25 protein-coding genes are annotated in these 25,739 nt (G+C 73.1%); 8 read left to right on the top strand and 17 right to left on the bottom strand.

Annotated elements, in window-relative coordinates; all coding sequences use genetic code 11:
• Window positions 1-39: 39 nt before the first annotated feature.
• A complete protein-coding gene (locus AC2EAQ_RS08210; protein ID WP_484641966.1) occupies window positions 40-1,056 on the top strand; it encodes a helix-turn-helix transcriptional regulator in 1,017 nt (338 codons plus the stop codon).
• Here the strand turns inward: AC2EAQ_RS08210 and AC2EAQ_RS08215 are convergent.
• Window positions 1,023-2,930: an FAD-dependent monooxygenase gene (locus AC2EAQ_RS08215; RefSeq protein WP_484641968.1), complete on the bottom strand. Its 1,908-nt coding sequence runs from the start codon at window positions 2,928-2,930 to the stop codon at window positions 1,023-1,025. The genes AC2EAQ_RS08210 and AC2EAQ_RS08215 overlap by 34 nt on opposite strands.
• Before the next feature lie 111 nt (window positions 2,931-3,041).
• Here AC2EAQ_RS08215 and AC2EAQ_RS08220 point away from each other — a divergent pair, with 111 nt between their 5' ends.
• Window positions 3,042-3,464: a MarR family winged helix-turn-helix transcriptional regulator gene (locus AC2EAQ_RS08220; RefSeq protein WP_484641970.1), complete on the top strand. Its 423-nt coding sequence runs from the start codon at window positions 3,042-3,044 to the stop codon at window positions 3,462-3,464.
• A 37-nt stretch (window positions 3,465-3,501) separates the two neighbouring features.
• Here the strand turns inward: AC2EAQ_RS08220 and AC2EAQ_RS08225 are convergent, their stop codons facing one another.
• The 6 genes from AC2EAQ_RS08225 to AC2EAQ_RS08250 all read right to left on the bottom strand — a co-directional run bounded on the left by AC2EAQ_RS08225 (window position 3,502) and on the right by AC2EAQ_RS08250 (window position 9,094).
• Window positions 3,502-4,524 (bottom strand): catalase family peroxidase, encoded by a 1,023-nt coding sequence (locus AC2EAQ_RS08225; protein ID WP_484641972.1) that lies wholly within the window; start codon window positions 4,522-4,524, stop codon window positions 3,502-3,504.
• 86 nt (window positions 4,525-4,610) lie between these two features.
• On the bottom strand, window positions 4,611-5,408 hold the full coding sequence (locus tag AC2EAQ_RS08230; protein ID WP_484641974.1) for a DUF4198 domain-containing protein: 798 nt from the start codon (window positions 5,406-5,408) through the stop codon (window positions 4,611-4,613).
• Between the two features lie 3 nt (window positions 5,409-5,411).
• Window positions 5,412-5,663: a hypothetical protein gene (locus AC2EAQ_RS08235; protein ID WP_484641976.1), complete on the bottom strand. Its 252-nt coding sequence runs from the start codon at window positions 5,661-5,663 to the stop codon at window positions 5,412-5,414.
• Between the two features lie 22 nt (window positions 5,664-5,685).
• On the bottom strand, window positions 5,686-7,242 hold the full coding sequence (locus AC2EAQ_RS08240) for a DUF4331 domain-containing protein (RefSeq protein WP_484641978.1): 1,557 nt from the start codon (window positions 7,240-7,242) through the stop codon (window positions 5,686-5,688).
• A 142-nt stretch (window positions 7,243-7,384) separates the two neighbouring features.
• Window positions 7,385-8,245 carry a cupin domain-containing protein gene (locus AC2EAQ_RS08245; RefSeq protein WP_484641980.1) on the bottom strand — a complete coding sequence of 287 codons (861 nt, stop codon included), beginning with the start codon at window positions 8,243-8,245 and terminating at the stop codon, window positions 7,385-7,387.
• A 36-nt stretch (window positions 8,246-8,281) separates the two neighbouring features.
• Window positions 8,282-9,094 carry a sigma-70 family RNA polymerase sigma factor gene (locus tag AC2EAQ_RS08250; RefSeq protein WP_484641982.1) on the bottom strand — a complete coding sequence of 271 codons (813 nt, stop codon included), beginning with the start codon at window positions 9,092-9,094 and terminating at the stop codon, window positions 8,282-8,284.
• Between the two features lie 183 nt (window positions 9,095-9,277).
• On the opposite strand from AC2EAQ_RS08250, the gene AC2EAQ_RS08255 reads away from it, so the two are divergent.
• Entirely contained in the window at window positions 9,278-9,787 is a 510-nt protein-coding gene (locus AC2EAQ_RS08255) for an SRPBCC family protein (protein WP_484641986.1), read from the top strand.
• Here AC2EAQ_RS08255 and AC2EAQ_RS08260 read toward each other — a convergent pair.
• Window positions 9,784-10,296 (bottom strand): tetratricopeptide repeat protein, encoded by a 513-nt coding sequence (locus AC2EAQ_RS08260; protein ID WP_484641988.1) that lies wholly within the window; start codon window positions 10,294-10,296, stop codon window positions 9,784-9,786. The two genes, AC2EAQ_RS08255 and AC2EAQ_RS08260, sit on opposite strands and share 4 nt — an antisense overlap.
• A gap of 92 nt (window positions 10,297-10,388) precedes the next feature.
• Window positions 10,389-11,465, bottom strand: coding sequence for an MBL fold metallo-hydrolase (locus AC2EAQ_RS08265; RefSeq protein ID WP_484641993.1), 1,077 nt, complete (start codon window positions 11,463-11,465; stop codon window positions 10,389-10,391).
• A gap of 167 nt (window positions 11,466-11,632) precedes the next feature.
• Here AC2EAQ_RS08265 and arsA point away from each other — a divergent pair, with 167 nt between their 5' ends.
• Window positions 11,633-13,510: an arsenical pump-driving ATPase gene (arsA, locus tag AC2EAQ_RS08270; protein WP_484641995.1), complete on the top strand. Its 1,878-nt coding sequence runs from the start codon at window positions 11,633-11,635 to the stop codon at window positions 13,508-13,510.
• Window positions 13,511-13,769: 259 nt separating this feature from the next.
• Here the strand turns inward: arsA and AC2EAQ_RS08275 are convergent, their stop codons facing one another.
• Window positions 13,770-14,675, bottom strand: coding sequence for an AraC family transcriptional regulator (locus AC2EAQ_RS08275; protein ID WP_484642000.1), 906 nt, complete (start codon window positions 14,673-14,675; stop codon window positions 13,770-13,772).
• Window positions 14,676-14,755: 80 nt separating this feature from the next.
• On the opposite strand from AC2EAQ_RS08275, the gene AC2EAQ_RS08280 reads away from it, so the two are divergent.
• Complete coding sequence (locus AC2EAQ_RS08280; protein ID WP_484642006.1) at window positions 14,756-15,433, top strand: protoglobin domain-containing protein; 678 nt, start codon at window positions 14,756-14,758, stop codon at window positions 15,431-15,433.
• Between the two features lie 106 nt (window positions 15,434-15,539).
• Here the strand turns inward: AC2EAQ_RS08280 and glmS are convergent, their stop codons facing one another.
• Window positions 15,540-17,405: a glutamine--fructose-6-phosphate transaminase (isomerizing) gene (gene glmS / locus AC2EAQ_RS08285; RefSeq protein ID WP_484642010.1), complete on the bottom strand. Its 1,866-nt coding sequence runs from the start codon at window positions 17,403-17,405 to the stop codon at window positions 15,540-15,542.
• A 109-nt stretch (window positions 17,406-17,514) separates the two neighbouring features.
• Here glmS and AC2EAQ_RS08290 point away from each other — a divergent pair, with 109 nt between their 5' ends.
• Complete coding sequence (locus AC2EAQ_RS08290) at window positions 17,515-18,027, top strand: Lrp/AsnC family transcriptional regulator (RefSeq protein WP_484642015.1); 513 nt, start codon at window positions 17,515-17,517, stop codon at window positions 18,025-18,027.
• Here AC2EAQ_RS08290 and AC2EAQ_RS08295 read toward each other — a convergent pair.
• The 6 genes from AC2EAQ_RS08295 to AC2EAQ_RS08320 all read right to left on the bottom strand — a co-directional run bounded on the left by AC2EAQ_RS08295 (window position 17,999) and on the right by AC2EAQ_RS08320 (window position 23,681).
• A complete protein-coding gene (locus AC2EAQ_RS08295; RefSeq protein WP_484642019.1) occupies window positions 17,999-19,180 on the bottom strand; it encodes a class I SAM-dependent rRNA methyltransferase in 1,182 nt (393 codons plus the stop codon). The two genes, AC2EAQ_RS08290 and AC2EAQ_RS08295, sit on opposite strands and share 29 nt — an antisense overlap.
• Before the next feature lie 60 nt (window positions 19,181-19,240).
• Window positions 19,241-20,176, bottom strand: coding sequence for a tyrosine recombinase XerC (locus AC2EAQ_RS08300; protein WP_484642021.1), 936 nt, complete (start codon window positions 20,174-20,176; stop codon window positions 19,241-19,243).
• Window positions 20,177-20,224: 48 nt separating this feature from the next.
• Window positions 20,225-20,911 (bottom strand): DUF484 family protein, encoded by a 687-nt coding sequence (locus AC2EAQ_RS08305; protein WP_484642023.1) that lies wholly within the window; start codon window positions 20,909-20,911, stop codon window positions 20,225-20,227.
• Window positions 20,908-21,771 (bottom strand): diaminopimelate epimerase, encoded by an 864-nt coding sequence (dapF, locus tag AC2EAQ_RS08310; RefSeq protein ID WP_484642025.1) that lies wholly within the window; start codon window positions 21,769-21,771, stop codon window positions 20,908-20,910. Before dapF ends, AC2EAQ_RS08305 begins: the two co-directional genes overlap by 4 nt.
• A gap of 46 nt (window positions 21,772-21,817) precedes the next feature.
• Window positions 21,818-22,702 (bottom strand): LpxL/LpxP family acyltransferase, encoded by an 885-nt coding sequence (locus tag AC2EAQ_RS08315; RefSeq protein WP_484642027.1) that lies wholly within the window; start codon window positions 22,700-22,702, stop codon window positions 21,818-21,820.
• A 76-nt stretch (window positions 22,703-22,778) separates the two neighbouring features.
• Complete coding sequence (locus AC2EAQ_RS08320; RefSeq protein ID WP_484642029.1) at window positions 22,779-23,681, bottom strand: lysophospholipid acyltransferase family protein; 903 nt, start codon at window positions 23,679-23,681, stop codon at window positions 22,779-22,781.
• A 157-nt stretch (window positions 23,682-23,838) separates the two neighbouring features.
• On the opposite strand from AC2EAQ_RS08320, the gene metK reads away from it, so the two are divergent.
• Together metK and AC2EAQ_RS08330 are read left to right on the top strand one after the other, a co-directional pair.
• Window positions 23,839-25,020, top strand: coding sequence for a methionine adenosyltransferase (gene metK, locus AC2EAQ_RS08325; RefSeq protein ID WP_484642031.1), 1,182 nt, complete (start codon window positions 23,839-23,841; stop codon window positions 25,018-25,020).
• Between the two features lie 100 nt (window positions 25,021-25,120).
• On the top strand, window positions 25,121-25,726 hold the full coding sequence (locus AC2EAQ_RS08330; protein ID WP_484642033.1) for a DUF2238 domain-containing protein: 606 nt from the start codon (window positions 25,121-25,123) through the stop codon (window positions 25,724-25,726).
• Window positions 25,727-25,739: the final 13 nt, after the last annotated feature.

Consider the following 25,739-nt stretch of genomic DNA (forward strand, 5'->3'; position numbering starts at 1 on the left):
CCACTTAACCTGTCACCGAATGTCAGCTAATCTGCCGGCATGCGCTCGAGCCGTCTGCTGTCGATCCTGCTGAGGCTGCAGCTGCGCGGTCGCATCGCCGCGTCGGAACTGGCGCGCGAGTTCGAGGTGGCCGTGCGCACCATCTACCGCGACCTCGACGCGCTCAGCGCCGCCGGCGTGCCGGTGCATGCGCAGCGCGGGCGCGGCGGCGGCATCGTGCTGGCCGAGGGCTGGCGCACCCAGCTCACCGGCCTGACGGCGCCCGAGGCGCGCAGCGTGCCGCTGGCCGGCCTGGCCGGGGCCGCGCGCGACCTGGGTCTGGGCGTGGAGGCGGCCGACGTGCAGCTCAAGCTGCTGGCCAGCCTGCCGCCGGACGCGGCGGCCGACGCGGGGCGCATCGCCGAGCGCTTCCACGTCGACCCGCTGCCCTGGTACCACCGGCCCGAGGCGCTGCCGCTGCTGCCGGAGCTGGCCCATGCCGTGTGGCAGGGTCGGCGCGTGCTTCTGCACTACGAGAGCTGGCAGGGCGAGACCGAACGCACGCTGTCGCCGCTGGGCCTGGTGCTCAAGGGCGGGCTCTGGTACCTGGTGGCGATCGCTCCCGGGCGCGGCGCCGCGCCGCGCACCTACCGCGCCAGCGGCATCCGCACGCTGCGCGTGCTGCCGCAGCCGGCCCGCCGGCCGGCGGGATTCGTGCTGGCGGCGCACTGGCCGGCGTCGGTGGCGGACTTCGAGGCCCGGCTGATGGCGCACCGCGCCACGGTGCGGCTGTCCGAGGAAGGGCTGCGCCTGCTGCGCGCGGTGCAGCCGGCGGCAGCGCAGTGGGCGCAGGCCACACAGCGCCCGGCGCACCGTCGCGGCTGGATCGAGGCCGAGCTGCCCGTCGAACCCGAGGCCTATGCAGCGCGCCAGCTGCTGCGCCTGGGCACCGAGGTGGAGGTGCTGGCCCCGGCCTCGCTGCGGCGCGCGGTGGCGCGGGAGGCCGCGGCCGTCGCCCGCCTCCACGCGCCGGACCGCGGGCGTCAGCCGCGCACGCGCAGGATGCCGGCGAAGTAGGCCGCCAGCGCGGCGCGCGCCTGCAGCGGCAGCACGTGGCCCACGTGCTGGTCCGGGCGCACGACGACCAGGCAGCCCTGAGCCCGATCCACGCCGCGCATCTCGAACACGTTCTCGCCGCGGCGCGGGTCGGCGCAGAACACCTTTTCGTAGTCGCACAGGCCGAGGCGGCCGACCGCGGGGCGCAGCAGGCCGGGCATGGCAGCGTGTTCCAGGTCGCGAAAGCCCTGCTGGAACACGGCGCGGGTGTCGATCACCGCGTCCGGGTCCTCGCCCGGCGCGGTGTGGCGGCGCAGCGGCGACACGGCGTCGTGCACCAGCCAGTGGCACAGCGCGGCAACCTCGCCCCCGGGCGCGCCGGTGTCGCCGGCCGGCGCGAACACGAACAGCCGGAAGCGCGCGTCGGCCTCGATGCAATGGCCCAGGTGCATCGGCTTCGCATCGGCCAGCCGCACCACCGGCGCCGAGTGGAAGCGCATGCCAATCGGAAAGCCCGGCGCCAGGCCCTGGTGCGTGGCCTCGCCGGTGAGCGCGCTGCGCTCGTAGCGGATCGTCAGGCCGCAGGTGAAGGGCAGGTTGTTGACGAACTCGCGCGCCACGCGCGGCAGGCCGTCGGTGGCGGGCGCCTCGTCGCGCGCGCCCACCACGCGCGCCCACTGGTGGTCGAAGTCCACCAGGCCCTTGGCGGCAGCGCGGCGCTCGCCGGAGTAGCTGTGCAGCAGCGACGGGTCGGCGCGGCCGGTCAGCACCGACACCAGCTTCCAGCCGAGGTTGAAGGTGTCGCCCATCGACACGTTCATGCCCTGCCCGGCCTTGGGGCTGTGGGTGTGGCATGCGTCGCCGGCCAGCATGACGCGCGGCGAGCGCGTGGCGACCTCGGCCGCGGGCACGTCGTCGAACTTGTCGGTCAGGCGGTGGCCGATCTCGTAGATGGACCACCACACCACCTCCTTCACGTCGAGGCGGAAGGGCTGGAAGATGCGCTGCGCCTTGGCGATGATGTCCTGCGCGCCCATGCCGCGGTCGGCGGCGCGCTCGTGCTCGCCGAGCTGGTCCAGCTCGACATACAGCCGCACCAGGTGGCCACCCTCGCGCGGCAGCACCATCAGGATGCCCTCGTGCTGCGAGCGCACGAACGACTTCATGCGCCAGTCCGGGAAGTCGGTCGTGGCCAGCACGTCCATCACGCCCCAGGCCTGGTGCGCGGCGTCGCCGTGCAGCGCACCGCCGATGGCGCCGCGCACGGTGGAGCGCGCGCCGTCGCAGCCGATCACGTAGTTGGCGCGCAGCGTCTCGGTGCGGCCCTCGCGCCCCGGCGCCGTGTGCTCCAGCGTCACGGTGACCGGGTACTCGGTGGCCGCCGTGTCGACCGACAGGCCCGCCACGCGCAGCCCGTAGTCGGGCTCGAGCCGCGTCGACGAGCGGCGCATCAGGTCGAGGAACATGTCGTGCACCCGCGCCTGGTTGATCAGCACGTGCGGCATCTCGGAGATGCCGTCGGGCACGTCCTGCACGCGGGCCACGCGCGACAGCGGCGCGGCGTCGCCCGGCGCCCAGAAGGTGGTCTCGTTGATCCACACCGACTCGCGCATCACCCGCTCGGCGAAGCCGAAGGCCTGGAACATCTCCATCGAGCGCACGCTGATGCCGTCGGCCTGGCCCTTTTCCATCGGGCCCGGCCGGGGCTCGACGAGCAGGGTGCGGATCTGCGGCACGCGGGCCAGCTGGGCCGCCAGGCACAGGCCCGCGGGCCCGGAACCGGCGATGAGCACGTCCACCGTGGCGGGCAGCGGGTCGCCCGCGCGGCGGTGACCGGGCGCGGCCGGGTGGTCGTCGGGATCGCCGGGCCGGAAGCCGTCGACGTGGAACTGCATGCGGTACCCCCTGCAAGGACGCGTGCCGGCGGGATCGGCAGCTTGCATATGATATGCATGCATACGATAATCGTCAAACCGCGCGCCGCCCCGCGCGCGACGGAGGCTGCGATGGACAGGATCGAGATGGCCGGTCACCTGATCCGGCGGCTGCACCAGCAGTCGACCCAGGTGTTCCAGGCCGGCACCCAGGCCGCGGGCTTCGACCTCACGTCGGTGCAGTTCGCGGCGCTCGACGCCATCGCCGAGCAGCCGGGCATCGACCAGGCCAGCCTCGCCGCCACCATCAGCTTCGACCGCGCCACCATCGGCGGCGTGGTCGACCGCCTGGAGCAGAAGCAGCTGGTGCAGCGCGCTGTCGGCGAGGACGACCGCCGCGTGCGACAGCTGCGCCTCACGCCCGCGGGCCGGCGCCTGCTCGCCGCCTGCCGCCCGGTGGTGCAGGCGCTGCAGGACGACATCCTGGCGCCGCTGACGCCGCGCGAGCGCGCGCAGTTCGTGGCGCTGGCGCGCAAGGCGCTGGGGCTCGGCTGACCGGGCGGTCGCCGGGCCCGCCAGCGCCGACCGTTCGCTACTGCTTCGGCCCTTCGCCCAGGCGCCGTGCCAGCCCCACGCCGTAGGGCGCGGCGCGCGCGGCCAGCATCGGGTCGGCCGACGGCTCCACGCCCTTGGGCAGCACCGTGGGCACGTAGGTGATGCGCAGGCACTCGCCCTCGGCGTCGGCCGACACCGACTTGATCGTCAGGCGGCCCAGCGTCACCTTGCGGCGGTCCGCCGGCAGCGGATGCACGGCGCTGTCGATGCGGTCGCCGGGCTGCGCGAGCTGCAGGTTGAAGTCGAAGGCGGCGTTGCCGGCGGCCGTGCGCTGGCGCAGGTCGTCGAACAGGAAGTTCGGGCCCTTGGCCTTGGCCTCGTCGTCGGTCAGGCCCTGCGTGCCGCCCACGGGCTCGAAGATCCACTTGCCGAACTGGCGCTCGCCGCGCGCGTTGACGAAGCCGAAGGCGTGCACGCCCCAGTAGTTGACCGACGCGAAGCTGGCCGGCACCGGCTCGCCGGCGAAGTGGCGGCCCTGCAGCAGCACTTCCGGGTTGGCGTCGGCGAAGGCCTTGACCCTGGCCGGGTCCGGCGCCTTGGTGGCCGGGTCGGGCTGCAGCGACTGCAGACGGCCGAGGAACTGCTCGGGCGTGGCCGCGCCGAACACCGGCGCCGAGATGTTGCCCATCTGCCAGACCTCGCCGTCGGGCAGGTTGAACTGCAGCGCCAGGTTGCGCTGGCCGCGGGTGTTGTCGGGCGCCTTCGGGTTGGCACCGCCGACCGAGAAGCGCACGATCACCGGCACCGGCCGGCCGCTGAAGGCCGAGGCCGTGGACAGCGTGCGGCCCTGCGCACTGCCGACGAACTCGCCGGTGGCGCAGATGCCCTTGGCACCCGATCGGCGGAAGCCCTCGGACTTGCCGAAGGTGGCCTCGAACTGGTCGATGAAGCGGTTCGGGTCGACCTGGGCCGACGCGGGCGTGGCCAGCATCAGCGCAGCGCCGGCCAGCAGCGGGGTGGCCAGCCACGGGGCCGGGCGAAGAAAGGCAACGGAAGGCATGGGAACTCCTTGTTCGTGGGTCGCCGCGGTGTGCGGCAGGGCAGGAAGCAGCGCTGCCTGCGTCAGTCGTCGGGATCGACGGTTCATTACAGAAGCCCGGGCGAGGGCAGCACGCCGAACGCCAGCGTGACGAAGTCGCTCTGCCAGGCGTCGGCCTGCTGCGGATGCGGCCGCAGGTGCGTGCCGCGCAGCAGCCAGTCGCCGGGCAGCGGCACCGGCACGCGGGCGTGACCGGCCGCGTCGGTGAGCAGCCAGAAGCCGAGGCCGCTGCCCGCATGCACCAGTTCGACCGCGAACTGCGGCAGCGGCCGGCCCTGCCACAGCACGCGAAAGCCCAGCATGCCGCCGGCCGCGGGCACGGCACCGTCGGGCACGATGTCCAGGCCCAGCGGCACCGGCTGCGCGACACCGGCGCCGAGCTCGATGCGGGCGTGCTTGGTGTAGGTCTCCTGCCACGGCACGCCGCGCGCGGCCAGCGCCGCGCGGCGCTCGCGCACGGCGGCCGGCGCGCGGATCTCGTCCAGGTAGACGTCGACCAGCGCCGGCGCCAGCGTCAGCGACTGCTCGGCCTGGCGGGCCCAGCAGGTGAGCGCCGTGCCCGGCGCGGCGCGCACGACCATCGGCAGCGCCCGGGCGCCGTCGCGGCCGGCACGCAGGGCCACGCGGCGGCCGGCGGCGTCGCGGCATTGCGCCGCCACCAGCGACGCCGCTCCCGCGCTGACCTCGTGCACCGGGAAGCGGTTGCCCGTGCCCAGTGCGAGGTGCTGTTCGCCGCGCGCGGTGCCCGGCCTCGGCTCGAACCAGGTGTCGTGCGCGTGTGCGCCCGCCGTGCCGGCGGCCAGCAGCAGCGCGAACAGCAGCCTGGGGATGGCGCGGCGTGCCATGGCTCAGTCCAGCGCCTGCGGCTCGGCCGTGTCGCTGGTGGGTGGGGTGACCCGCTCCAGCGACAGCGGGTTGGCACGCTCGCTGGACGGCAGCTGCGTCAGCGCGGTGTGGAAGGCCTGCACGGTGGCGCCGGCACTGGCCGGCATGTCCGCCATCGCGTCGGGATCGACCGCGACGGTCGTGTCACCGCCGCCGCCACAGGCGGCCAGCAGGACGCCGGCGGCGATCGTGGCCCACAGGAAGTGGTGTTTCATGTCGTGCTCCTGTGGCGAGGGTTCAGCGGCTGCCGGGGACCGGCGTGTTCAGGTACGGGAAGCCCGGCAGCAGTGGCACCGCGGCCTGGTCCACCGCGTCGTGCAGGCTGAAGGCGGTGGTGCCCAGCGGCACCGCCGACGGGCGACACGCGGCGCCGAAGCCCAGCGCATTGGTGTCGCCGTTGGCCAGGCACAAGCCGCCCATCATCGCCACCAGCGCGATGTCGACCACGTCGTCCTTGGGCCGGCGGCCGTTGGGGAAGCCCGCGTTGTCGTTGCCGCCGGCCAGGATGTTGCCGACGATGCCCAGCCGGTTCTGCTGCGCATACGGCACCGGCTCGATGGCGGTGTTCAGGCGCAGCATCTCCGAGGCCTGCACGTTGCGCGGCTGGTTCACGCCCGCGATGCCGGTGAGGAAGGTGGTGACGAGGTCGGTGCGCGGGTAGTTGGTGGGCGCGATGCCGGGCAGGCCGAGCGCGATCTCCAGCAACTTGGGCAGGCTCGGGTTCGTCACGTAGTCGGCGAACTGCGCGTCCTGGCGCGGCGCGCTGGCGTTGAAGCGGTCCTTGTCCTTCAGGCCGATGACCACCTCGTTGACCAGCGGCATGCCCAGCCGCGACACCTGCACCCAGGCACCTCCGGCCTTCTCGCCCTTGAAGTGGCCGGGGCGCGGGCTCGGGTCGAGCAGGCGGCCCTGGCGCAGGCTTGCGCTGGTCCAGCCGCCGATCACGTCGTCGCCGTTGGCGCCGGCCTTCAGGCAGTCCTTGTGCACCTCGAGCGCCAGCGTGGTGACGTTCTTGTCGCCCACGGTGTTGGGCGCGGCATTGATCAGTGCCGGGTTGGTGATCACCGACGCCGGCGCGTTGACCAGGTCGAAGATCGTGCCCAGGTTCACCGCAAAGGCCTCGCGGCGCTGGCCGGCGAACACGCGCGCGGGCTGGCTGCAGCCCGGCACGTTGACGGTGTAGATGTGCTGCGCCGCGTAGCCGGCGTAGTCGGGCAGCGTCTTCACGCCGATGTTGTCCACCGGCTTGACGAAGGTGCTGCCGCCGCCCTGCGCGTTCGTGACGGCCTGCGACTGGCCGCTGCGGCGGTGGCCGCGCATCACGCTGACGGTGTAGGTCTCGGCCACGTTGAGCGTGGCGTCGCCGCGGTTGGCCACCGTGCCGGCCTGGATCAGCGGGATGGCGATGTTCTTGTCGCCCACCGGCAGCGCGATGCCCTGCCCCTGCGCGGCCAGCGTGTTGCTGAAGCGGAACTGGAAGCTGAGGTCCTCGCGCGCGTCGCCGTCGTTGTCGACATGGATCTCGTACAGCGCGTTCGGGTCCATCGAGAAGTAGTTGGGGCCGCCGTAGGCGTCCTGCAGCGGCTGGTAGTTCGCGATCAGCGTGACGTAGCCGTTGCGGCCCGCCTCGTAGCTGCGGAACATGTAGAAGTCGGTGCCGTCCACCTTGGGAATGCTGGTGATGAACGGCGCCTCGCGGTGGCTGGAGGCCTGGGCGCCGGGCGACACCATGGCCAGCGGGAGGCACGCCAGGGCGGCGGCAAGCACGACGGGCGTGCGCAGGTTGAACTTCATCGCGTCTTCTCCGGTTTCAGTGAGGGCAGCGGCGCTGCCGGGTGGGCTGCGGCCGGCGGGCTGCGCCGGGGCCGTCACTGCTCTACGGAGGGGGCGCCGGTTCGGATGCGAACCGGAAGTACTTTTTTGAACTGGCCGGTCTTCAGACGAAGCGCAGGTCGAGATCGCCGTGCGCGTAGATCACCACGCCGGTGTCGGTCTCGGTGATGCGGTGACCGGTGCCCGCGGGGGCCAGCTGGTAGTCGCCGGCCTGCAGCAGCAGGTCGTCGAGGAACAGCTCGCCCTGCACCATCAGGCACTCCTCGTCGTGGCCGTGCGTGTGCACCGGCACCTGCGCGCCGGGGTCGGCCAGGTACAGCAGCGCGGCCTGGCCGTCGCGCTGCCACAGCACGCGGCGGCGGATGCCCGGCGCGTAGTCGGGCCAGCCCGCCTCGCCGTCGAGCACCGAGTGCGCCGCGTCGCCGGGCTGGGCCGCGATGTCGCTTTCGCGCAGGAACAGCAGCGCACCCTGCCCGCTGCGCCAGTCGGGCGCGGCGGCGCTGGCGGGCAGCACGTGATAGTCGCGCGGGCCGAGATCGACGCCGCCTTGCACCGCCTGCACGGCGCCCTGCAGCACCAGCCATTCGCGGTGCGTACTGGTGCTGGCCGGGCCCAGCGCGGCGGCCGGCAACGTGGCTCCCGGCGCGATGTCGAACAGGCGCGCCGTTCGCGGCTCGCCGGGGCGCGCGGCACGCGAGGCGTCGGTTCGGTAGAGCCACTGCACCTGCACGCCCGGTGCGGCCTCATCGCGCGGCGCCTGGCGGCGGCGCACCGTCTGCATGCCGGCCTCGGCCACGTGCGTGCCGGCGGCGCGCTGCAGCAGGCGCTCGCGCAGCGTGTCGCCCTGCGGCGCCTGCGCCCAGGCCTGCGCGAAGGGCTCGGTCAGCAGCGGCTCCAGCTCGGCAGGCAGCAGGTCCGGCGCGGGCCGGATGCGGCGGTCGGGGTCGGCGGGGTCGGAAGCCATGGTGCGTGAGTGTGCTGAAGGTTCGGTGCGGCGCCGCTAGAAGGCCAGCGACTGCAGGCCGGCGTCGCCCAGACGCTGGCGCAGCGTGAGCAGCGCGCGGCGGATCTGCGACTTGACCGTGCCCAGCGGCAGCGCGGTGTGGCTGGCGATCTCCTCGTGGCTCAGGCCGCGGAAGAACGCCAGCGCCACCAGCTGGCGCGGCTGCGCCTGCAGCGCCATCAGCGCCTGGTGCAGGTCGGCATGGCGCGTGGCCACCGCGAGCAGCTCGTCCTGCGCCGGCTGCGAGTCGGCGGGCTCCGCCGCGGCGTCGTCGTCGAGGCTGTCGTGGCGGAACCGCGCCTCGCGGCGCAGCGCGTCGATGGCGCGCGAACGCGCCATGGCCAGCAGCCAGGTCAGTGCCCGGCCGCGCGCCGCGTCGAAGCGGGGCGCCTGGCGCCAGACCTGGAAGTAGGTGTCCTCCACCACCTCCTCGGCCAGCGCGGCGCGGCGCACGATGCGCAGCACCAGGCCGTAGGTGCGCGACAGCGTGGCGTCGTACAGCGCGGCCAGCGCCGCCTCGTCGCGCGCCACGATGCGGTCGATCCACTGCGCGAGGCAGGCGTCGTCCACGATGGCGACGGCGCCCGCGCGTGCGGCATGGGCCGGCCCTGCGGACGCGTCGTCGAGGGCCGGGTCGTCGGCGGCCGGGTCAAGATCCAGGTCGAAGGCCGCGTCGGCATCGTCGCCCCGCCCGTCGGGCCCGCCGTCCCCGCCGTCCCCGTCGTCGGCGCCGCGAGCCGCGACCTCGTCGTCGAGGTCGTCCGGCATCGGCACGGGGCCGGCCGCGGGCGACGATGGCGTGGCGTTCATGAAGGGCGGGTGACGGGGCGAAGGGTCTGCAACGGGCCGGCAGCGACAAGGGGAGCGCGCAGGCGCTCCGACCGGGTTCTACGCGCCCCGGCCCGGGGGCGGATGCAATCCCGACGCCGGCGAAGGGTCATGGCCCGCGGGCCCGGACCGCATCCGGGGGTGCTCGCGGGCCGTAGGCAGGGCATGACGACCCGCCACTTCGACCTGGTGAGCCACTGGCGCCTGCAGGCACCGGTGGACGCGGTGTGGGCCGCACTGGTGCAACCCGAGCAATGGCCGCGCTGGTGGCCGGGCCTGCGTGCGGTGCGCACGCTGCGCGAAGGGCCGCCCGGCGGCGTGGGCAGCGTGCGCCAGATGGACTGGGACACCGGCCTGCCGTACCGGCTGCACCTGAGCGTGGAGACGGTGGAGGTGCTGCACCACCAGCGCCTGCGCGGCCGCGTGCGCGGCACGCTGCGGGGCGACGGGCTGTGGCTGCTGCGCGGCCGCGACGGATTCACCGATGTGACCTACGTGTGGCGCGTCGAGCTGGCCACCGCGTGGATGCGCGGGCTCGCGCCACTGCTGGCGCCGGTGTTCCGCTGGAATCACCGGCGCCTGATGAGGGCCGGCGCGGCGGGGCTGGCTCGGCACCTGCAGGGCGCCCGGGACCCGTGCCGGGCCGTCGACGTCGACCCCCAGCGCACGGGCTAGGGCCGGGCGCGCGGGGCCGCCGACTTGAACCGGGCGATCGCCCGTTCGAGGTCCGTGCGTTCCTCGCAACCCGCAGCGCACAGGCGCACCAGCCGGGCCAGGTGGCCCTCGGCCGCGGCCAGGTCCCCCTTCATCAGCGCCAGCTCGCCGGCGTACTCGAGAGCACCCTTGTGGTCGGGGTCCAGCCGCAGAGCGGCGTCGTAGTGGCGCTGCGCGGCGGACAGGTCCGGCGGCGAGCGCTTGCGCATCGCGTAGCCCATCAGGTTGTTCCAGTCCGCACTGCCTTCGGCGCGCACCTTGCGCAGCTCTTGAAGCGCGTCGTCCCAGCGCTGCCCGGCCAGGGCCAGCCGCGCGGCCGCGAGCGGATCGGCCTGGTGCACGCTGGCGGGCGGCGGCAGATCCGCCGACCAGGCCGGAGCCGACGCCGACAGGGCCGCGCACAGCGCACCTGCCGCCCACCAGAGCGGGACGTCCCTGCGAACCAATGGCCGGTGTTGCCTGATGTTCATGGTGATCGACGCCTTCGGTGCGATCGCCGGATCATGCCGCGATCGCTGCGCGATTTCGATGACCGGGCGGCCGGGTCGGGCTGCCTGTGCGCTCAGCGGTCGACCGCGTTGCCTTCGACCGGCAGCCGCTCGGCCTGCCAGCGCAGCATGCCGCCGGCGAGGTTGGCCACGTCGGCGAAGCCGGCCTTGTGCAGCTGCATCGCCGCCTGGGCCGAACGCGTGCCCGAGCGGCACACCGTGACGACCGGCCGCCGCGGGTCCAGCTCGCCCTGGCGCGCGGGCAGGTCCGCCATCGGCATCAGGCGCGCCCCTCCAATGTGGCCCAGCGGCCCGTCGTACTCGACCGGCTCGCGCACGTCCACCACCTGCACCTGGCGGGCAAGCTCCTGCAGCGCCACGGGCTCGATCTCCCACAGGCCGGCGAAGGTCCAGACCAGCGGCGCCCAGGTCGGGTCGGGCGGCGCCTGCAGGTCGCCCTCGGGCCGACCGCAGCGCAGGTTGGCCGGCACCGCGCGCTCCATCTGGCGCGGGTGCGGCAGGCCCAGGTGGGTCATGTAGCCGACGAAATCGTCCAGGCTGCTGCGGCCGCCGAAGCGCGGGTTCCAGCGCCGCTCCTCCGCGACGCTGGTGCAGGTGACGCCGCGGTAGTCATGGCCAGGGTAGAGCAGGCAGTCGTCGCGCAGCGTCAGGAGCTGCTCGTGCACGCTGCGGTACAGGCGCTGCGGGCTGCCCTGCTGGAAGTCGGTGCGGCCGCAGCCGCGGATCAGCAGCGCGTCGCCGGTGAAGGCCATCGAGCCGTCGTCGAGCACGAAGCTCAGGCAGCCGTCGGTGTGGCCGGGCGTGGCGCGCACCACGAGGTGGCGGCCGCCGAAGGCCACGCGGTCGTCGTGCTGCAGCAGGCGGTCCGCGCCCTGCGCGCCGCTGGCCGCGGCCATGGCGATGCGGCTGCCGGCGCGCTGCTGCATCAGCCAGGCGCCGGTGACATGGTCGGCATGCACGTGGGTGTCCAGCGTGGCCAAGAGCCGCAGGTCCAGTTCGCGGATCAGCGCCAGATCGCGCCGCGCCTGCTCGAACACCGGGTCGATCAGGACCGCCTGGCGCGTGTCGGCATCGGCCAGCAGGTAGGTGTAGGTCGAGGACGCGGGGTCGAACAGCTGGCGGAAGATCATGGCGGGCCACGCGGGGGATCGAGGTCGCCAGTGTCGCGCAGCCAGGGGCCCCGTGATCGCGGTCGTGCCTGAGGTCGCGGCCGGACCCGGCCGCCACCGGCGTGCCGCGTGATCGACGTCAAGACGCCGCCGGCCCGCGAGGGCACAGTGGACACAGAGGACGTCCCATGCAGAACGAGTTTCCGGGCCCAGGTTCCAGCACGCGAAGCAACCCCCAGGGCACCGCCGACGGCCCGGCCTGCGACGCGGGCATCGGATTCATCGAGCATCCGACACGGCATCTCTTCTTCACCGGCAAGGGCGGCGTGGGCAAGACCTCGCTGTCCACCGCCGCGGCGCTGGCACTGGCCGACGCCGGCCGGAAGGTGCTGCTCGTCAGCACCGATGCCGCGTCCAACCTCGACGAGATGCTCGGCGTCGAGCTGCGCAACGCGCCGGTGCCGGTGCCTGGCGCGCCCGGCCTGTCGGTGCTCAACATCGACCCCGACCAGGCCGCCGAGACGTACCGCCAGCGCGTGCTGGCGCAGATGGGCGCGGACGCTTCGGCAGAAGCGGTGGCGACCGTGCGGGAGCAGCTGTCCGGCGCCTGCACGACCGAGATCGCGTCCTTCGACGAGTTCTCGTCGCTGCTGGCCGACGGCGCATCGACGTGGGATCACATCGTCTTCGACACCGCGCCCACCGGTCACACGCTGCGTCTGCTCAGCCTGCCCAGGGCCTGGACCGGGTTCCTGGAGGGCAACGACCGCGGCGCTTCGTGCCTGGGTCCGCACTCGGGCCTGAAGATGCAGGAGGCCCGATTCCAGGCCGCGCTCGACGCGCTGGGCGACCCCGCCAGGACCACGGTCGTGCTGGTGACCCGGCCCGAACGCGGGGCCATGGCCGAGGCGGCGCGCACCTCGGTGGAACTGCGCGAGCTCGGCCTGCACAACCAGCGACTGGCGATCAACGGCGTATTCCAGGCCAGTGACCGCGATGACGCGGTGGCCTGCGCGATCGAGACCCTGGGGCGGCAGGCGCTGGATCACATGCCCGACACGCTGCGCGCGCTGCCGCAGGACCGGGTGCCGCTGCGCCCTTACGACACCGTCGGCCTGCCGGCGCTGCGCGCGCTGCTGGTGACCAGCGTACCGCCCGCGGACCCGCCGCCGACCGCGCGGGTCGCGGACACGAAGACCGGCACCGCCGCGCTGCCTGGCCTGGCCGCGCTGGCCGATGACCTGGCCGCGGCTGGTCACGGCCTGATCATGGTGATGGGCAAGGGCGGTGTGGGCAAGACCACCATCGCCGCGGCCCTGGCCATCGGCCTCGTGCAGCGCGGCAAGACCGTGCACCTGAGCACCACCGACCCGGCGGCGCACCTGGCGGGCACGCTGGAGGGCGACCTGCCGGGCCTGAAGGTCAGCCGCATCGACCCCAAGGTCGAAACGCAGCGCTACATCGACAAGATCATGGCCGCCCGCTCGCCGCAGCTGGACGCTCAGGCACAGGCCCTGCTGCTGGAGGACCTGCAGTCGCCCTGCACCGAGGAGGTGGCCGTCTTCCACGCCTTCTCCCGGATCGTCGGCGAGGGCCGCAGCGCCTTCGTGGTGCTGGACACCGCCCCGACCGGGCACTCGATGCTGCTGATGGACGCGACCGGCGCCTACCACCGGCAGATGACGCGCGAATTCGAGGGTCACGGCGCGACGCGCGTGGTGACGCCGCTGATGCGGCTGCAGGATGCCGCGTACACGAAGATCATCCTCGTGACCCTGCCCGAGGTGACGCCGGTGTCCCAGGCCGCCGCGCTGCAGGACGACCTGCGCCGCGCCCGCATCGAACCGCATGCCTGGGTGCTCAACAAGAGCGTGCTGGCCGCAGGCACGCGCGACCCGCTGCTGCAGGCCCGGCTGGCGGGCGAGCGTCGGCAGATCGAACGCCTGTCGGCAGGCCTGGCCAGGCGGCTGTACGCCCTGCCGTGGCTGGCCGTGCCGCCCATCGGGCTGGGCGAACTGTCGAAGCTGGTCCGAGCGCCGTCCCTGGCCGCCGCCCCAGCGACCTGAGTCTGGCGTACCCAGGAACTGATGCTCATGCCAAAGTCCGTCGACTGAACGCACGGCAAAAGCGCCAAGGGGCGTGCAGAGCGGAGCATTCGTCCGCGCTGGCCCCGGGGTTGCTAGCCGGACACTTTCTGGTCCAGCCAAGCCGAAGCAGCGCTCAGACATCGGCCGACCCTGTTGGCTGCAGCCAGTCTGTCGCAGTCGCTCAAGCCTCCACACGCCACTTCTTGGAGAGTGCAGACCCCAGCGACGCCACGCACGTTCAACTGGGCAGCTTCTCCAGCCATGTCCGGGGTGAACTGCCGAAACGCTGCTTGAACGCCCGGCTGAGCGAAGACCCGTTGGAAAAGCCCAGCTCGGCGGCGATCAGCTTCTGCGGCTGCCCGGCCTGCAGCGCCGCCGAGGCCAGCGTGAGCCGCCAGTCGGTGAGATAGGCCGCCGGCGTGACGCCCGTCGCGGCGCGGAACGCCGCGGCGAAGGCGCTGCGCGACATGCCGGCCACCTGGGCCATGCGCGCGAGCGGCCAGTCCTCGGCCGGCGCGGCGTGCAGCGCCACGAGCGCGCGCGCCAGCCGGGGGTCGTGCAGGCCCATCATCAGGCCGCCGGACACCCCCGCCGCCTGCGGGTGGTCGACGATCCAGCGCAGCAGCTGGATCAGCACCACTTCGAACAGCCGGTCGGCCAGCAGGCGCGAGCCGCAGCGCGGCTGGTCGGTCTCGGCGAACAGCAGGTCCAGCGCGGGCAGCAGGCCGGGCACGGCGCGCAGCGGCAGCAGCACCAGCGCCGGCAGCGCGGCAACGATGGGATTGCGGTCGCCGCCGTCGAAGTGCAGCGCGGCGCAGGTGAAGTCGGCGGCCTCGCGCGGCGGGTTCACGAACTCGTGATGCACGGCGCGCGGATAGAGCACCAGCGTCGGCTCGTCCACCAACACCCGCCGTCTCGCCAGCGGCCCGGCGCGGTGCTCGATGCGCAGTTCGCCCCGGCGCAGCACGTGCAGGAAGGCGCGGTCGGGCTGGGGCTCGAAGCGCGTGCGGCCGCACAGCGGCCCGGTGTGGAAGAGCGAGGCGCGGACGCGGAAGCGCTCGAGCAGGGTGGACAGGCGGTCCGGCGCGGCGGGCGCGCCGGGCGCGGGCAGTTCGGACGCTGAGTGATGTTTCGTGGACTTCATGACACCCATCATCGCGCAAAGGGCCGGAACATCCCAGCCCAGGCCGCCATCACGGCGCCGACCCTCGACCCGGAGACCGCATGAAGTTCCTGCCCATCCCCCTGTCCTCCACCCTGACCACCCTCGCCCTCGCCACCGCCATGACCACCCCCCACGCCCAGCAGACCACCCCCTCCCCCGTGCCCGGCTACGCCTACGGCCAGCGCACGCTCGCGACCTCGCCCGTGTCGCTCGCGGAACTCAAGCAGCTGCAGGCCTCGCTGCTGTTCGGCGAGGAGGATGTGAAGGCGCTGCGCCAGAGCAAGGCCATCCTGGCCGACCAGACGGGCGCCATCCTCGACGTCTGGTACGGCTTCGTGGCGTCGACGCCGCACCTCGTGCACTTCTTCGGCAACGCTGCCACCGGCCAGCCCGACGGTGCCTACCTGGAGGCAGTGCGCAAGCGCTTCGCGCTGTGGATCCTGGACACGGCCGACGCGAACTTCGACCAGCGCTGGCTCGACTGGCAGCACGAGATCGGCCTGCGCCACCACCGCACGAAGAAGAACAAGACCGACGGCGCCAACAGCGTGCCGCAGGTGGACTTCCGCCACATCCCGGCGCTGACGATTCCCATCACAACCACGCTCAAGCCCTTCCTGGCGAAGAAGGGGGCATCGGCCGCCGACGTGGAGAAGATGCACGCCGCCTGGGTGAAGGCGGTGCTGCTGCAGAGCATCCTCTGGAGCCAGCCCTACGTGCGCGACGGACAGTTCTGACGGCGGGGCCCCGCAGCGCCCGCGTCGCGCGCGGGGCCGACGCCGCAACCGGGATGCATGTCGCGCGGGTGGCCGCCGGCCGGAGCAGCGCGGCAGCCCCTGCGCTTCACTCCACTGTCACGCTCTTGGCCAGGTTGCGCGGCTTGTCCACGTCGGTGCCCCGCGCCACCGCGGTGTGGTAGGCCAGCAGCTGCAGCGGCACCACGTGCAGGATGGGGCTGAGCGCGCCGTAGTGCTCGGGCATGCGGATCACGTGCATGCCGGGCGCGCTCTCGATGCGGGTGTCGGCGTCGGCGAACACGTACAGCTCGCCGCCGCGCGCGCGCACCTCCTGCAGGTTGCTCTTGAGCTTTTCCAGCAGCTGGTCGTTCGGCGCCACGGTCACCACCGGCATCGCGGCGGTCACCAGCGCCAGCGGGCCGTGCTTCAGCTCGCCGGCCGGGTAGGCCTCGGCGTGGATGTAGCTGATCTCCTTGAGCTTGAGCGCACCCTCCAGCGCCACCGGATAGTGCAGCCCGCGGCCGAGGAACAGCGCGTGCTCCTTGCTGGTGAAGGCCTGCGACCAGGCCACGATCTGCGGTTCCAGCGCCAGCACCGCCTGCACCGCGGTGGGCAGGTGGCGCAGCGCCTTCAGGTGGTCGTGTTCCTGCGCGTCGGTGAGGCGCCCGCGCACCTGGGCCAACGCCAGCGTCAGCAGGAACAGGCCCACCAGCTGCGTCGTGAAGGCCTTGGTCGAGGCCACGCCCACTTCCACGCCGGCGCGGGTGAGGTAGGCGAAGCGGCACTCGCGCACCATGGCGCTGGTGGCCACGTTGCACACCGTCAGCGTGGTGGGCATGCCGAGCGAGCGCGCGTGCTTCAGCGCCGCCAGCGTGTCGGCGGTCTCGCCGCTCTGGCTGATGGTGACCACCAGCGTGCGCGGGTCGGGCACGCTGTCGCGGTAGCGGTACTCGCTGGCGATCTCCACCGCGGTGGGGACGCCGGCGATCGACTCGAGCCAGTACTTGGCCACCGAGCCGGCGTAGTAGCTGGTGCCGCAGGCCAGGATCAGCACGCGGTCCACCGACTTGAAGGCGCTGTAGGCGCCGTCGCCGAACAGCTCGGGGCTGATGCCCTGCACCGCGTCCAGCGTGTCGGCGATGGCGCGCGGCTGCTCGAAGATCTCCTTCTGCATGTAGTGGCGGTACGGGCCCAGCTCGGCGGCGCCGCTGTGCGCCTGCACCACGCGCACCGGGCGGTCCTGCGGCGTCAGCGGGCGCAGCGTGCCGTCGGCCTGCTTGCCGACGATCCAGTGCTTGCCCATCTGCACGTCCACCACGTCGCCCTCCTCCAGGTAGACGATGCGGTCGGTCACGCCGGCCAGCGCCATCGCGTCGGACGCGAGGAAGGTCTCGCCGTCGCCCACGCCCAGCACCAGCGGCGAGCCCTCGCGCGCGCCCACCACGCGGTGCGGCTCGTCGCGGCAGAACACGGCGATGGCATAGGCGCCCTTGAGCCGGCCCACGGCCTGCTGCACGGCGTCGAACAGGTCGCCCTGGTACAGGTGCGCCACCAGGTGCGCGATCACCTCGGTGTCGGTCTGGCTGGTGAACACGAAGCCCTTGGCCTGCAGTTCGGCGCGAAGCTCCTCGTGGTTCTCGATGATGCCGTTGTGCACCAGCGCGATGCGCCCGGGCGCGTCGGTGGCCATGTTCGCGCCGGGCGAGAAATGCGGGTGCGCGTTCATCACCGCGGGCGCGCCATGCGTGGCCCAGCGCGTGTGCGCGATGCCGGTCCCGGCGTCGAGCTTGTCGGCGTCCACCTGCGCCTGCAGCTCGGCCACGCGCGCCGTGCTGCGCGCGCGGCGCAGGCCGCCGGCCTGGTGCACCGCCACGCCGCAGGAGTCGTAGCCGCGGTACTCCAGCCGCTGCAGGCCCTGCACGAGGATGGGAACGATGTTGCGCGCGCTCACGGCGCCGACGATGCCGCACATGGTGAGAAAGGCTCCTGGTTCGGTATGGGCGCCACTGTAGGCAACCCGCCGTGCAATCGGATTGCATAATCCAGCTTGCAGCGAACTTTACTGGCGTGATTAGTTCACAATGAAAGAATCAGTCGAATCAGCGCCTTTGGATGAAACTGACGCTCGCATCCTGAACGCGCTTCAGGCCGACGCGTCGATCAGCAACCAGGACCTGGCCGCCGCGGTGCACGTGTCGCCGGCCACGGCGCTGCGCCGCGTGCGCGCGCTGGTGGACCGCGGCGTGATCGAGCGCCGCACCGCGCTGCTGGCCCCGGCGCGCGTGGGCGGTCTGCAGGTGCTGGTGGAGGTGCAGCTCGACCGCCAGGGCGCCGAGCACCAGGACGCGTTCGAGGCCGTGGCCGTGGCCGACCCGGCGGTGCAGCAGTGCTGGCGCGTGGCGCCGGGGCCGGACTTCCTGCTCGTGCTGTGGGTGGCCGACATGGCGGCCTACAACGCGCTGGTGCAGCGCCTGTTCACGCAGCAGGCCAACGTGCGCAACGTGAAGAGCTTCTTCGCCACGCGGCGCGCCAAGTTCGACCCGCGCGTCGACGCGCGTGCGCTGCTCAGCGGCGCAGGATCGCCAGGCCCTTGAGGTACTCGCCCTCGGGGAAGAACAGCGTGGTGGGGTGGTCGCAGGCGGCTTCCAGCCGCGCCAGCAGCGCGCCGTCCACGCCGGCGTCGATGCCGGCGCCGGCCACGATCTTGTGGAACAGGTCCGCGCCCACGCCGCCCGAACACGAGAACGTGAGCAGCAGCCCGCCCGGCGCCAGCAGCTTGAGCGCGAGGCGGTTGATGTCCTTGTAGGCGCGCGCGGCGCGGTCGGCATGCGCCGCGGACGGCGCGAACTTGGGCGGGTCCAGCACGATCGCGTCGTACTGCGCACCGGCCTTGAGCTGCTCGCGCAGGAAGGCGTTGACGTCGGCGTCGGCGCAGGCGCTGCGCGCCGCGTCGAAGCCGTTGGCCTGCACGTGCGCGTCCACCCGCGCCAGCGCCGGGGCCGACGAGTCCACGCTGGTCACGTGCGCGGCGCCGCCGGCCAGCGCGGCCACGGTGAAGCCGCCGGTGTAGCAGTAGCAGTTGAGCACGCGCTGCGCGCCCAGGCGCCGCACCCATTGCGCGAAGGCGGCGCGGTTGTCACGCTGGTCGAGGTAGAAGCCGGTCTTGTGGCCCTCGGCCACGTCCAGCGTCAGGCGCCAGTCGTGCTCGCGGATCGTCACCTCGGTGGCGCCCTCGCCACGCAGCCAGCCGGTGGACGCAGCCAGCCCCTCCAGCCCGCGCACGCCGGAGTCCGAGCGCTCGTACAGGCGCGTGCAGCCGGTGGCCGCCAGCAGCGCGTCGGCGATCACGCCCTTCCAGCGCTCGGTGCCGGCGGACAGGAACTGCGCCGACAGCGTGTTGGCGTAGCGGTCGACGATCAGGCCGGGCAGGCCGTCGGCCTCGCCGTGCACCAGGCGTACGCCGTCGGATTCGATCGGCAGCCGCGCGCGCAGCGCCACCGCCTGCGCCACGCGGCGCCCGAAGAACGCGGCGTCGATGCGCTCGGCCTCGTCGAAGCTCCAGGCGCGCACGCGGATCTGCGAGCGCGCGGAGAACGCGCCCCAGGCCAGGAAGCGGCCGTCGGCGGCTTCCACGCGCACCGTCTCGCCGCTGTCGCCGCCGCCCTTGTCCACGCTGCTGGCGAACACCCAGGGGTGGCGCTTGAGCAGCGAGCGTTCCTTGCCGTCGCGCAGTCGTACCGTCTTCATGCGGGCATTGTCCGCTGACCGGGCCGGTGGCCGGCGCCGCCGCGCTGCGGGCGCCGTGGTTCAGCGCCGCTTGGCGCGCGGGTGGGCGGCGTCGTACACCTTGGCCAGGTGCTGGAAGTCGAGCCGGGTGTAGACCTGCGTGGTGGCGATGTTGGCGTGGCCCAGCAGCTCCTGCACGGCGCGCAGGTCGCCGCTGGACTGCAGCAGGTGCGACGCGAAGCTGTGGCGCAGCATGTGCGGATGCACGTCGGTGGGCAGGCCGGCGGCCTGGGCCAGCCGCCGCAGCCCCACGCGCAGCGCGGTGGCCCCCAGGCGCCGCCCGCGCCGGCCGACGAACAGCGCCGGCTCGTCGGCCGCGGCGATCTCGTCGCGGCAGGCCAGCCACGCCGCCAGCGCGTCGAGCGCGGCGCGGCCCACCGGCACGCTGCGCCGCTTGCTGCCCTTGCCCAGCACATGCGCCGTGGCGTCGGCCACGTCGACCCAGCCGCCACCATCGCGGCCGGCGCGCAGGTCCAGCCCGGTGAGTTCGGCCAGGCGCAGGCCGCTGCCGTACATCAGCTCGACGATGGCGCGGTCGCGCGCGGCCAGGCGCGGGTCGGCGGCCTCGTCGGCGCCCTGCTCGGCCAGCGCCACGGCATGGTCCACCGACAGCGCCTTTGGCAGCGGCCGGGCGGCCTTGGGCGCGCGCACGCCCACTACGGGGTTGCTGCGCACCACGCCCTGCTCGCCCCACCAGCGGTACAGGCCGCGCCAGGCGGCCAGCATCAGGGCCAGGCTGCGCGGCGCGAGCCCGTCGCGGTGCGCCTGCGCGGCCCAGCCGCGCACATGGTGCGACTGCGCCGCCGGCAGCGCCACGCCCTGCGCGGCGGCGCTGGCGGCAAGGCGGCGCAGCGCGAAGGTGTAGTTCTCGCGCGTGCGCGCGGCCAGCCGGCGCTCGACCTCCAGGTGCCGCAGGTACTGCTGCAGCGGCTCGGGCAGGTCGGCGGGCTCGGTCATGGGGTCTGAGCGGTGAATGTCACGGTGCGGGGCCGCGACGGCGCCGGCTCAGGCGCGCGGCAGCAGCCGCGCCAGCGCGGCGCCGGCCACCTCGCCCAGCCGGGCCAGGAAGTCGGTGGCCATGTCGGCGCTGTAGCGCGTGGGGTCGGGCGAACCCAGTGCGAGCAGGCCGAACGGCGCCTCCGGCGCGCTGCGCCGCAGCGGCACCAGCGCCAGCGACGCGATGGCGGCGGGCTCGTCGAACCAGCGCACCGCCTCGAAGCCGTTGTTGGCGCCGCAGTAGGGCTGCACCAGGCTGGCGGCGAAGGCCTTGAGGTCGTCGCTGGCACCGTTGGCGAAGGCCGCGCCGGCGTAGGCCGCGTCCACGCCCCAGACGCGCAGGCCGGCCTGCGGCACGAGGAACTGCTGCTTGAGCTCGCGCACCAGCACGCCGGGCAGCTCGGCCGGATCGGCCACCAACATCAGCGCACGGGTCCAGCGGTGCAGGCGGTCGGCAATGGCCACGTTGTCCTGGCCGTTGCGGATCATCTCGACGATCTTGCGTTCCAGCCCGCGGATGCGCTCGCGCAGCATCTCCATCTGGCGCTCCTGCAGCGACACCGCGCGCTGGCCGTGCGGGCTGGTCAGCTGCACCGTGGCCAGCAGCTCGGCATGGCGCTCGAAGAAGGCGGGCGTGTTCACCAGGTAGTCGGCGATGTCGGCCTCGGTGATGCCTTGGGGTACCTGCGCTGTCACAGTTCGATCACTCCTTCGTAGACGGTCTCGGCCGGGCCGGTCATGAACACGTGGCCGTCGTGCGCGGGCCCGGCGTTCCATTCGATGGTGAGCAGGCCGCCGCGCGTCTGCACGTCCACCCGCGCGTCGAGCCAGCCCAGGCGGATGCCGGCCACCACGGCGGCGCAGGCGCCGGTGCCGCAGGCCAGGGTTTCGCCGGCGTCGCGCTCGTGCACGCGCAGCGCGATCTCGCGCCGCGACACCACCTGCATGAAGCCGGCATTGACGCGGCGCGGGAAGCGCGGGTGCGTCTCGATGGCGGGCCCGAGCGCGGCCACCGGCGCGCTGCGCACGTCCTCCACGCGCAGCACCGCGTGCGGGTTGCCCATCGACAGCACGGCCACGTGCAGGGTGCGGCCGTCGACCTCAATCGGCCAGGGCTCGAAGGCGTCGGGCGCGCGCCCGGGCAGGCCGGCGGTGTCGAAGGGCACGCGTGCCGGCTCGAAGACCGGGGCGTTCATGTCCACCGTGACGCGGCCGTCGGGCTGCGCGTGCAGCTCGAGCAGGTTGTTCACGGTCTCGACGCGCACCGAGGTCTTGTCGGTCAGGCCCTTGTCGCGCACGTAGCGCACGAAGCAGCGCGCGCCATTGCCGCAGTGCTCGACCTCGTCGCCCGAGAAGCCGTTGAAGATGCGGTAGCGGAAGTCCACCCCCGGCGTGCGGCTGGGCTCGACCACGAGCACCTGGTCGGCGCCGACGCCGAAGCGGCGGTCGGCCAGGCGCTGCACCTGCGGCGGGCTCAGATCGAGCGGGGCGCGGGTGGCGTCGAGCACGACGAAGTCGTTGCCCGCGCCGTGCATCTTGGTGAAGGGCAGCCGCATGGCGCGGATTATCCGCGCCGCCGGCAAGCCCGCACCCGCGGCCGCGTCAATACAGCGGCGGCTCGCCGTCGGGCCGGGTCTTGAAACGCTTGTGCACCCACAGGTACTGCGCGGGCAGGCGCCGCACCTCGGCCTCGACGAAGGCGTTCATGCGCGCGGCGTCGGCCTCGGGGTCGTCGGTGGGCCAGTCGGTCCAGGCCGGCAGGAAGCGCACGCGCCAGCCGCCGCCGGGGATCATCTCGGCCACCACCGGCTGCACCGTCATCTTCAGCATGCGCGCCAGCCGCGACGGCGCCAGCAGCGTGGCCGCGGGCACGCCGAAGAAGGGCACGAAGGCCGACTCCTTCCGGCCGAAGTCCATGTCGGGCATGTTGAAAAAGGCGCGGCCCTCGTCGCGCACGGCGCGGATCAGCGGCTTGATGCCGTCCCTGCGCGCGATCAGCGTCGAGTCGCCGAAGCGGTGGCGGCCGCGCGTGATGGCTTCGTCGAACACGGCGTTGCTCTGGCGCTGGTAGATGTCGCAGCCGGGGCGGCCCTGGCAGATCAGCACCGCCAGCCCGGCGATCTCCAGCGCCAGGAAGTGCGGCACCAGCCACATCACGGCGCCTTCGGTGCGCTCGGCCAGGCCGATGTCGCCTTCGATCTGGATCAGCGAGCGCAGCGTCTCGCGCGGCGCGTACCAGAGCAGGCCGCGCTCGACGAAGCTGCGCCCGAGCCAGCGAAAGTGCTCGCGCAGCAGCGCGGCGCGCGCGGCGGCGTCCAGTTCGGGCAGGCACAGCGCCAGGTTGCGCGCGGCGATGCGCCGGCGCGAGCGCGCCAGCGCGTGCAGCAGCGCGCCCAGCCCCGACCCGAGGGCCCACTGCACGCGCAGCGGCAGCCAGTGCACCAGCCACAGCAGCGCGATCGCGAGACGGGCGCCGAGCGTGCTCATGGGTGCACCCTCGCGCTTCGCGCGGTCCCGCCAAGCGGGACGGAGCGTCCCCTTCGGATCGGCCGGGCGGGGACGCTCATGCTTGCTGCGCCTCGTCCGACGGTGCCGGCCCGGTGCCGCGCGGGCCCTTGTAGCGGTGATAGCCCCACAGGTACTGGCGCGGGCAGCGGCGGATCAGGAACTCCATCGCGCGGTTGATCACCGCGGCGCAGGCCTGCTGGTGGGCGTCGGCATCGCCATCGAACCCGGCCGCGTCGGGCAGCGGTTCGGGCATGCCCAGCACGTGCACGCGCCAGCCGGCGGCGGCCGGCAGGCGCTCGCCCAGCATCAGCAGCATCGGCGCGCCGGTCTGCAGCGACAGGCGCGAGGCCAGCGTCATGGTGTAGGCCGGCTTGCCGAAGAAGGGCGCCCACACGCCCATCTGGTCCGGCGGCACCTGGTCGGGCAGCAGGCCCACCGTCTGGCCCTGGCGCAGCGCACGGATCATCTGCCGCACGCCGGCCAGCGAGGCCGGCGCGGTGAGCAGGCCCGGCCGCGAGCGCGCGGTCTCCTCGAGCTGGCGCAGCCAGGGCTGGCGCGCCGGGCGGTACAGGGCGGTCATCGGGGCGCGCGCGCCGAAGCGCTCGGCATAGGCCTGGGCGATGACCTCGAACGCGCCGAGGTGCGGCGTCAGCAGCACCAGCCCGCGGCCGGCGTCGAGCGCGCTGTCCACCAGGTCGGCGTCGACCCACTCCACCGCGGGCGACAGCGGCGCCTCGCGCGGGCGCAGCCACAGCCGCGGCGTCTCGGCCACCATGCGGCCGGCTTCGGCCACCGCGGCGCGCCGGTCCGCGCGCGACAGGCGCGCCAGCCGGGCGTTGGCCTGGAAGCGCCGGCGGTAGTTGGGCGAGCCGAGATAGCCGACCCACCCGATCAGGGTGCCCAAAGCGTGCAGAAACCCCAGCGAACGGCGCGACAGCCAGGTCAGCAGTGCGAGCATGGTCCCTATAATCGCGGCACATCGCCGAGTTATGAACTACTTGCGGGGCGATCCATAAATCCTGCTAAAGCGTTCGCCGCAAGCTCCCCAGGTTTCGAGTCGGCGCCACGCGAGTGCCGGAACATCGAAACCTGTTTTTCATTGTGGAGTTTACGAAGTGGCGAGCAACGACTACCTCTTCACCAGCGAATCCGTCAGCGAAGGTCACCCCGACAAGGTGGCCGACCAGATCTCCGACGCGATTCTCGACGCGATCTTCAAGCAGGACCCGGTGTCCCGCGTGGCCGCCGAAACCCTGACCAACACCGGTCTGGTGGTGCTGGCCGGCGAGATCACGACCAACGCCCACGTGGACTACATCCAGGTGGCTCGCGACACGATCAAGCGCATCGGCTACGACAACACCGACTACGGCATCGACTACAAGGGCTGCGCGGTGCTGGTGGCCTACGACAAGCAGAGCAACGACATCGCCCAGGGCGTGGACCATGCGTCCGACGACTACCTGAACACCGGCGCCGGCGACCAGGGCCTGATGTTCGGCTACGCCTGCGACGAGACGCCCGAGCTGATGCCCGCGCCGATCTACTACGCGCACCGCCTCGTCGAGCGCCAGGCGCAGCTGCGCAAGGACGGCCGCCTGCCGTTCCTGCGCCCCGACGCCAAGAGCCAGGTGACGATGCGCTACGTGGATGGCAAGCCGCACTCGGTGGACACCGTGGTGCTGTCGTCGCAGCACAGCCCCGAGCAGAGCGACGGCCCCAAGATGAAGGCCAGCTTCGTCGAGGCCGTGATCGAGGAGATCATCAAGCCGGTGCTGCCCAAGGAGTGGCTGCAGAACACGCGCTACCTGGTCAACCCGACCGGCCGCTTCGTCATCGGCGGCCCGCAGGGCGACTGCGGCCTGACCGGCCGCAAGATCATCGTCGACACCTACGGCGGCGCCTGCCCGCATGGCGGCGGCGCATTCTCCGGCAAGGACCCGACCAAGGTGGACCGCTCGGCCGCCTATGCCGCACGCTACGTGGCCAAGAACATCGTCGCCGCCGGTATCGCGCGCCAGTGCCAGATCCAGGTCGCCTACGCCATCGGCGTGGCCAGGCCGATGAACGTCACGGTCTACACCGAGGGCACCGGCCGCATCAGCGACGACCGCATCGCCGCGCTGGTCAACGAGCACTTCGACCTGCGCCCGCGCGGCATCATCGAGATGCTGGACCTGCGCCGCCCGATCTACGAGAAGACCGCCGCCTACGGCCACTTCGGCCGCGAGGAGCCGGAATTCACCTGGGAGCGCACCGACAAGGCCGCCGCGCTGAAGGCTGCCGCCGGGCTCTGATCCCGGCCGGGGCCGGGCATCGTTCCCGGCCGCGCACCCCACAGGGCGGCTCCGGCCGCCCTTTTTCGTGCCCGGTGCCGGCTGTGCGACGATCCGCGCCATGACGCTGCGCTGGTACTCGATCGCCCTGCTGGCCCTGCTCGCGCTGTCGGCCTGGGGGCCGCACGACCTGCCGACCTGGGCCATGGAAGTGGCGCCGGTCGGCGTGGTGCTGGTGCTGCTGTGGGCCACTCACGAGCGCTTCCCGCTGACGCCGCTGCTGCTGGCGCTGATCTTCGTCCACGCCTGCATCCTGATGCTGGGCGGCCACTACACCTATGCCCGCGTGCCATTGGGCTTCTGGATGCAGGACGCCTTCGGCCTGGGCCGCAACCCCTACGACGGCATCGGCCACTTCGCGCAGGGCTTCGTGCCAGCTATCGCCGCGCGCGAACTGCTGCTGCGCCACACCGGGCTGCAGCGCGGCGCGTGGCTGTTCACCGTGATCGTGCTCGCGTGCCTGGGCGTCAGCGCGGCCTACGAGCTGATCGAGTGGGGCGCCGCGGTGGCGCTGGGCCAGGGCGCCGACGAGTTCCTCGGCACCCAGGGCGACCCGTGGGACACGCAGAAGGACATGGCATTGGCCGGGCTCGGCGCGGCCGCGGCGATGATGCTGTTGTCCGGCCTGCACGACCGGCAACTCGCGCGCCTGCGCCGCGCCCCCTGACGAGGCCCGGCAC

This window comes from Aquabacterium sp. T101, from assembly GCF_057219775.1.

Bases quoted from the DNA above. Each gene is read 5' to 3' on its own strand.
- AC2EAQ_RS08330 (WP_484642033.1), top strand. From the start codon at position 25,121: ATGACGCTGCGCTGGTACTCGATCGCCCTGCTGGCCCTGCTCGCGCTG.
- AC2EAQ_RS08275 (WP_484642000.1), bottom strand. From the start codon at position 14,675: ATGAAGTCCACGAAACATCACTCAGCGTCCGAACTGCCCGCGCCCGGC.
- AC2EAQ_RS08295 (WP_484642019.1), bottom strand. From the start codon at position 19,180: ATGAAGACGGTACGACTGCGCGACGGCAAGGAACGCTCGCTGCTCAAG.
- AC2EAQ_RS08235 (WP_484641976.1), bottom strand. From the start codon at position 5,663: ATGAAACACCACTTCCTGTGGGCCACGATCGCCGCCGGCGTCCTGCTG.
- AC2EAQ_RS08225 (WP_484641972.1), bottom strand. From the start codon at position 4,524: ATGCCTTCCGTTGCCTTTCTTCGCCCGGCCCCGTGGCTGGCCACCCCG.
- AC2EAQ_RS08215 (WP_484641968.1), bottom strand. From the start codon at position 2,930: ATGCAGTTCCACGTCGACGGCTTCCGGCCCGGCGATCCCGACGACCAC.
- AC2EAQ_RS08240 (WP_484641978.1), bottom strand. From the start codon at position 7,242: ATGAAGTTCAACCTGCGCACGCCCGTCGTGCTTGCCGCCGCCCTGGCG.
- AC2EAQ_RS08320 (WP_484642029.1), bottom strand. From the start codon at position 23,681: ATGCTCGCACTGCTGACCTGGCTGTCGCGCCGTTCGCTGGGGTTTCTG.
- AC2EAQ_RS08250 (WP_484641982.1), bottom strand. From the start codon at position 9,094: ATGAACGCCACGCCATCGTCGCCCGCGGCCGGCCCCGTGCCGATGCCG.
- AC2EAQ_RS08255 (WP_484641986.1), top strand. From the start codon at position 9,278: ATGACGACCCGCCACTTCGACCTGGTGAGCCACTGGCGCCTGCAGGCA.
- AC2EAQ_RS08260 (WP_484641988.1), bottom strand. From the start codon at position 10,296: ATGAACATCAGGCAACACCGGCCATTGGTTCGCAGGGACGTCCCGCTC.
- AC2EAQ_RS08315 (WP_484642027.1), bottom strand. From the start codon at position 22,702: ATGAGCACGCTCGGCGCCCGTCTCGCGATCGCGCTGCTGTGGCTGGTG.
- AC2EAQ_RS08300 (WP_484642021.1), bottom strand. From the start codon at position 20,176: ATGACCGAGCCCGCCGACCTGCCCGAGCCGCTGCAGCAGTACCTGCGG.
- AC2EAQ_RS08245 (WP_484641980.1), bottom strand. From the start codon at position 8,245: ATGGCTTCCGACCCCGCCGACCCCGACCGCCGCATCCGGCCCGCGCCG.
- dapF (WP_484642025.1), bottom strand. From the start codon at position 21,771: ATGCGGCTGCCCTTCACCAAGATGCACGGCGCGGGCAACGACTTCGTC.
- AC2EAQ_RS08290 (WP_484642015.1), top strand. From the start codon at position 17,515: ATGAAAGAATCAGTCGAATCAGCGCCTTTGGATGAAACTGACGCTCGC.
- AC2EAQ_RS08220 (WP_484641970.1), top strand. From the start codon at position 3,042: ATGGACAGGATCGAGATGGCCGGTCACCTGATCCGGCGGCTGCACCAG.
- AC2EAQ_RS08280 (WP_484642006.1), top strand. From the start codon at position 14,756: ATGAAGTTCCTGCCCATCCCCCTGTCCTCCACCCTGACCACCCTCGCC.
- AC2EAQ_RS08230 (WP_484641974.1), bottom strand. From the start codon at position 5,408: ATGGCACGCCGCGCCATCCCCAGGCTGCTGTTCGCGCTGCTGCTGGCC.
- arsA (WP_484641995.1), top strand. From the start codon at position 11,633: ATGCAGAACGAGTTTCCGGGCCCAGGTTCCAGCACGCGAAGCAACCCC.
- AC2EAQ_RS08210 (WP_484641966.1), top strand. From the start codon at position 40: ATGCGCTCGAGCCGTCTGCTGTCGATCCTGCTGAGGCTGCAGCTGCGC.
- AC2EAQ_RS08265 (WP_484641993.1), bottom strand. From the start codon at position 11,465: ATGATCTTCCGCCAGCTGTTCGACCCCGCGTCCTCGACCTACACCTAC.
- glmS (WP_484642010.1), bottom strand. From the start codon at position 17,405: ATGTGCGGCATCGTCGGCGCCGTGAGCGCGCGCAACATCGTTCCCATC.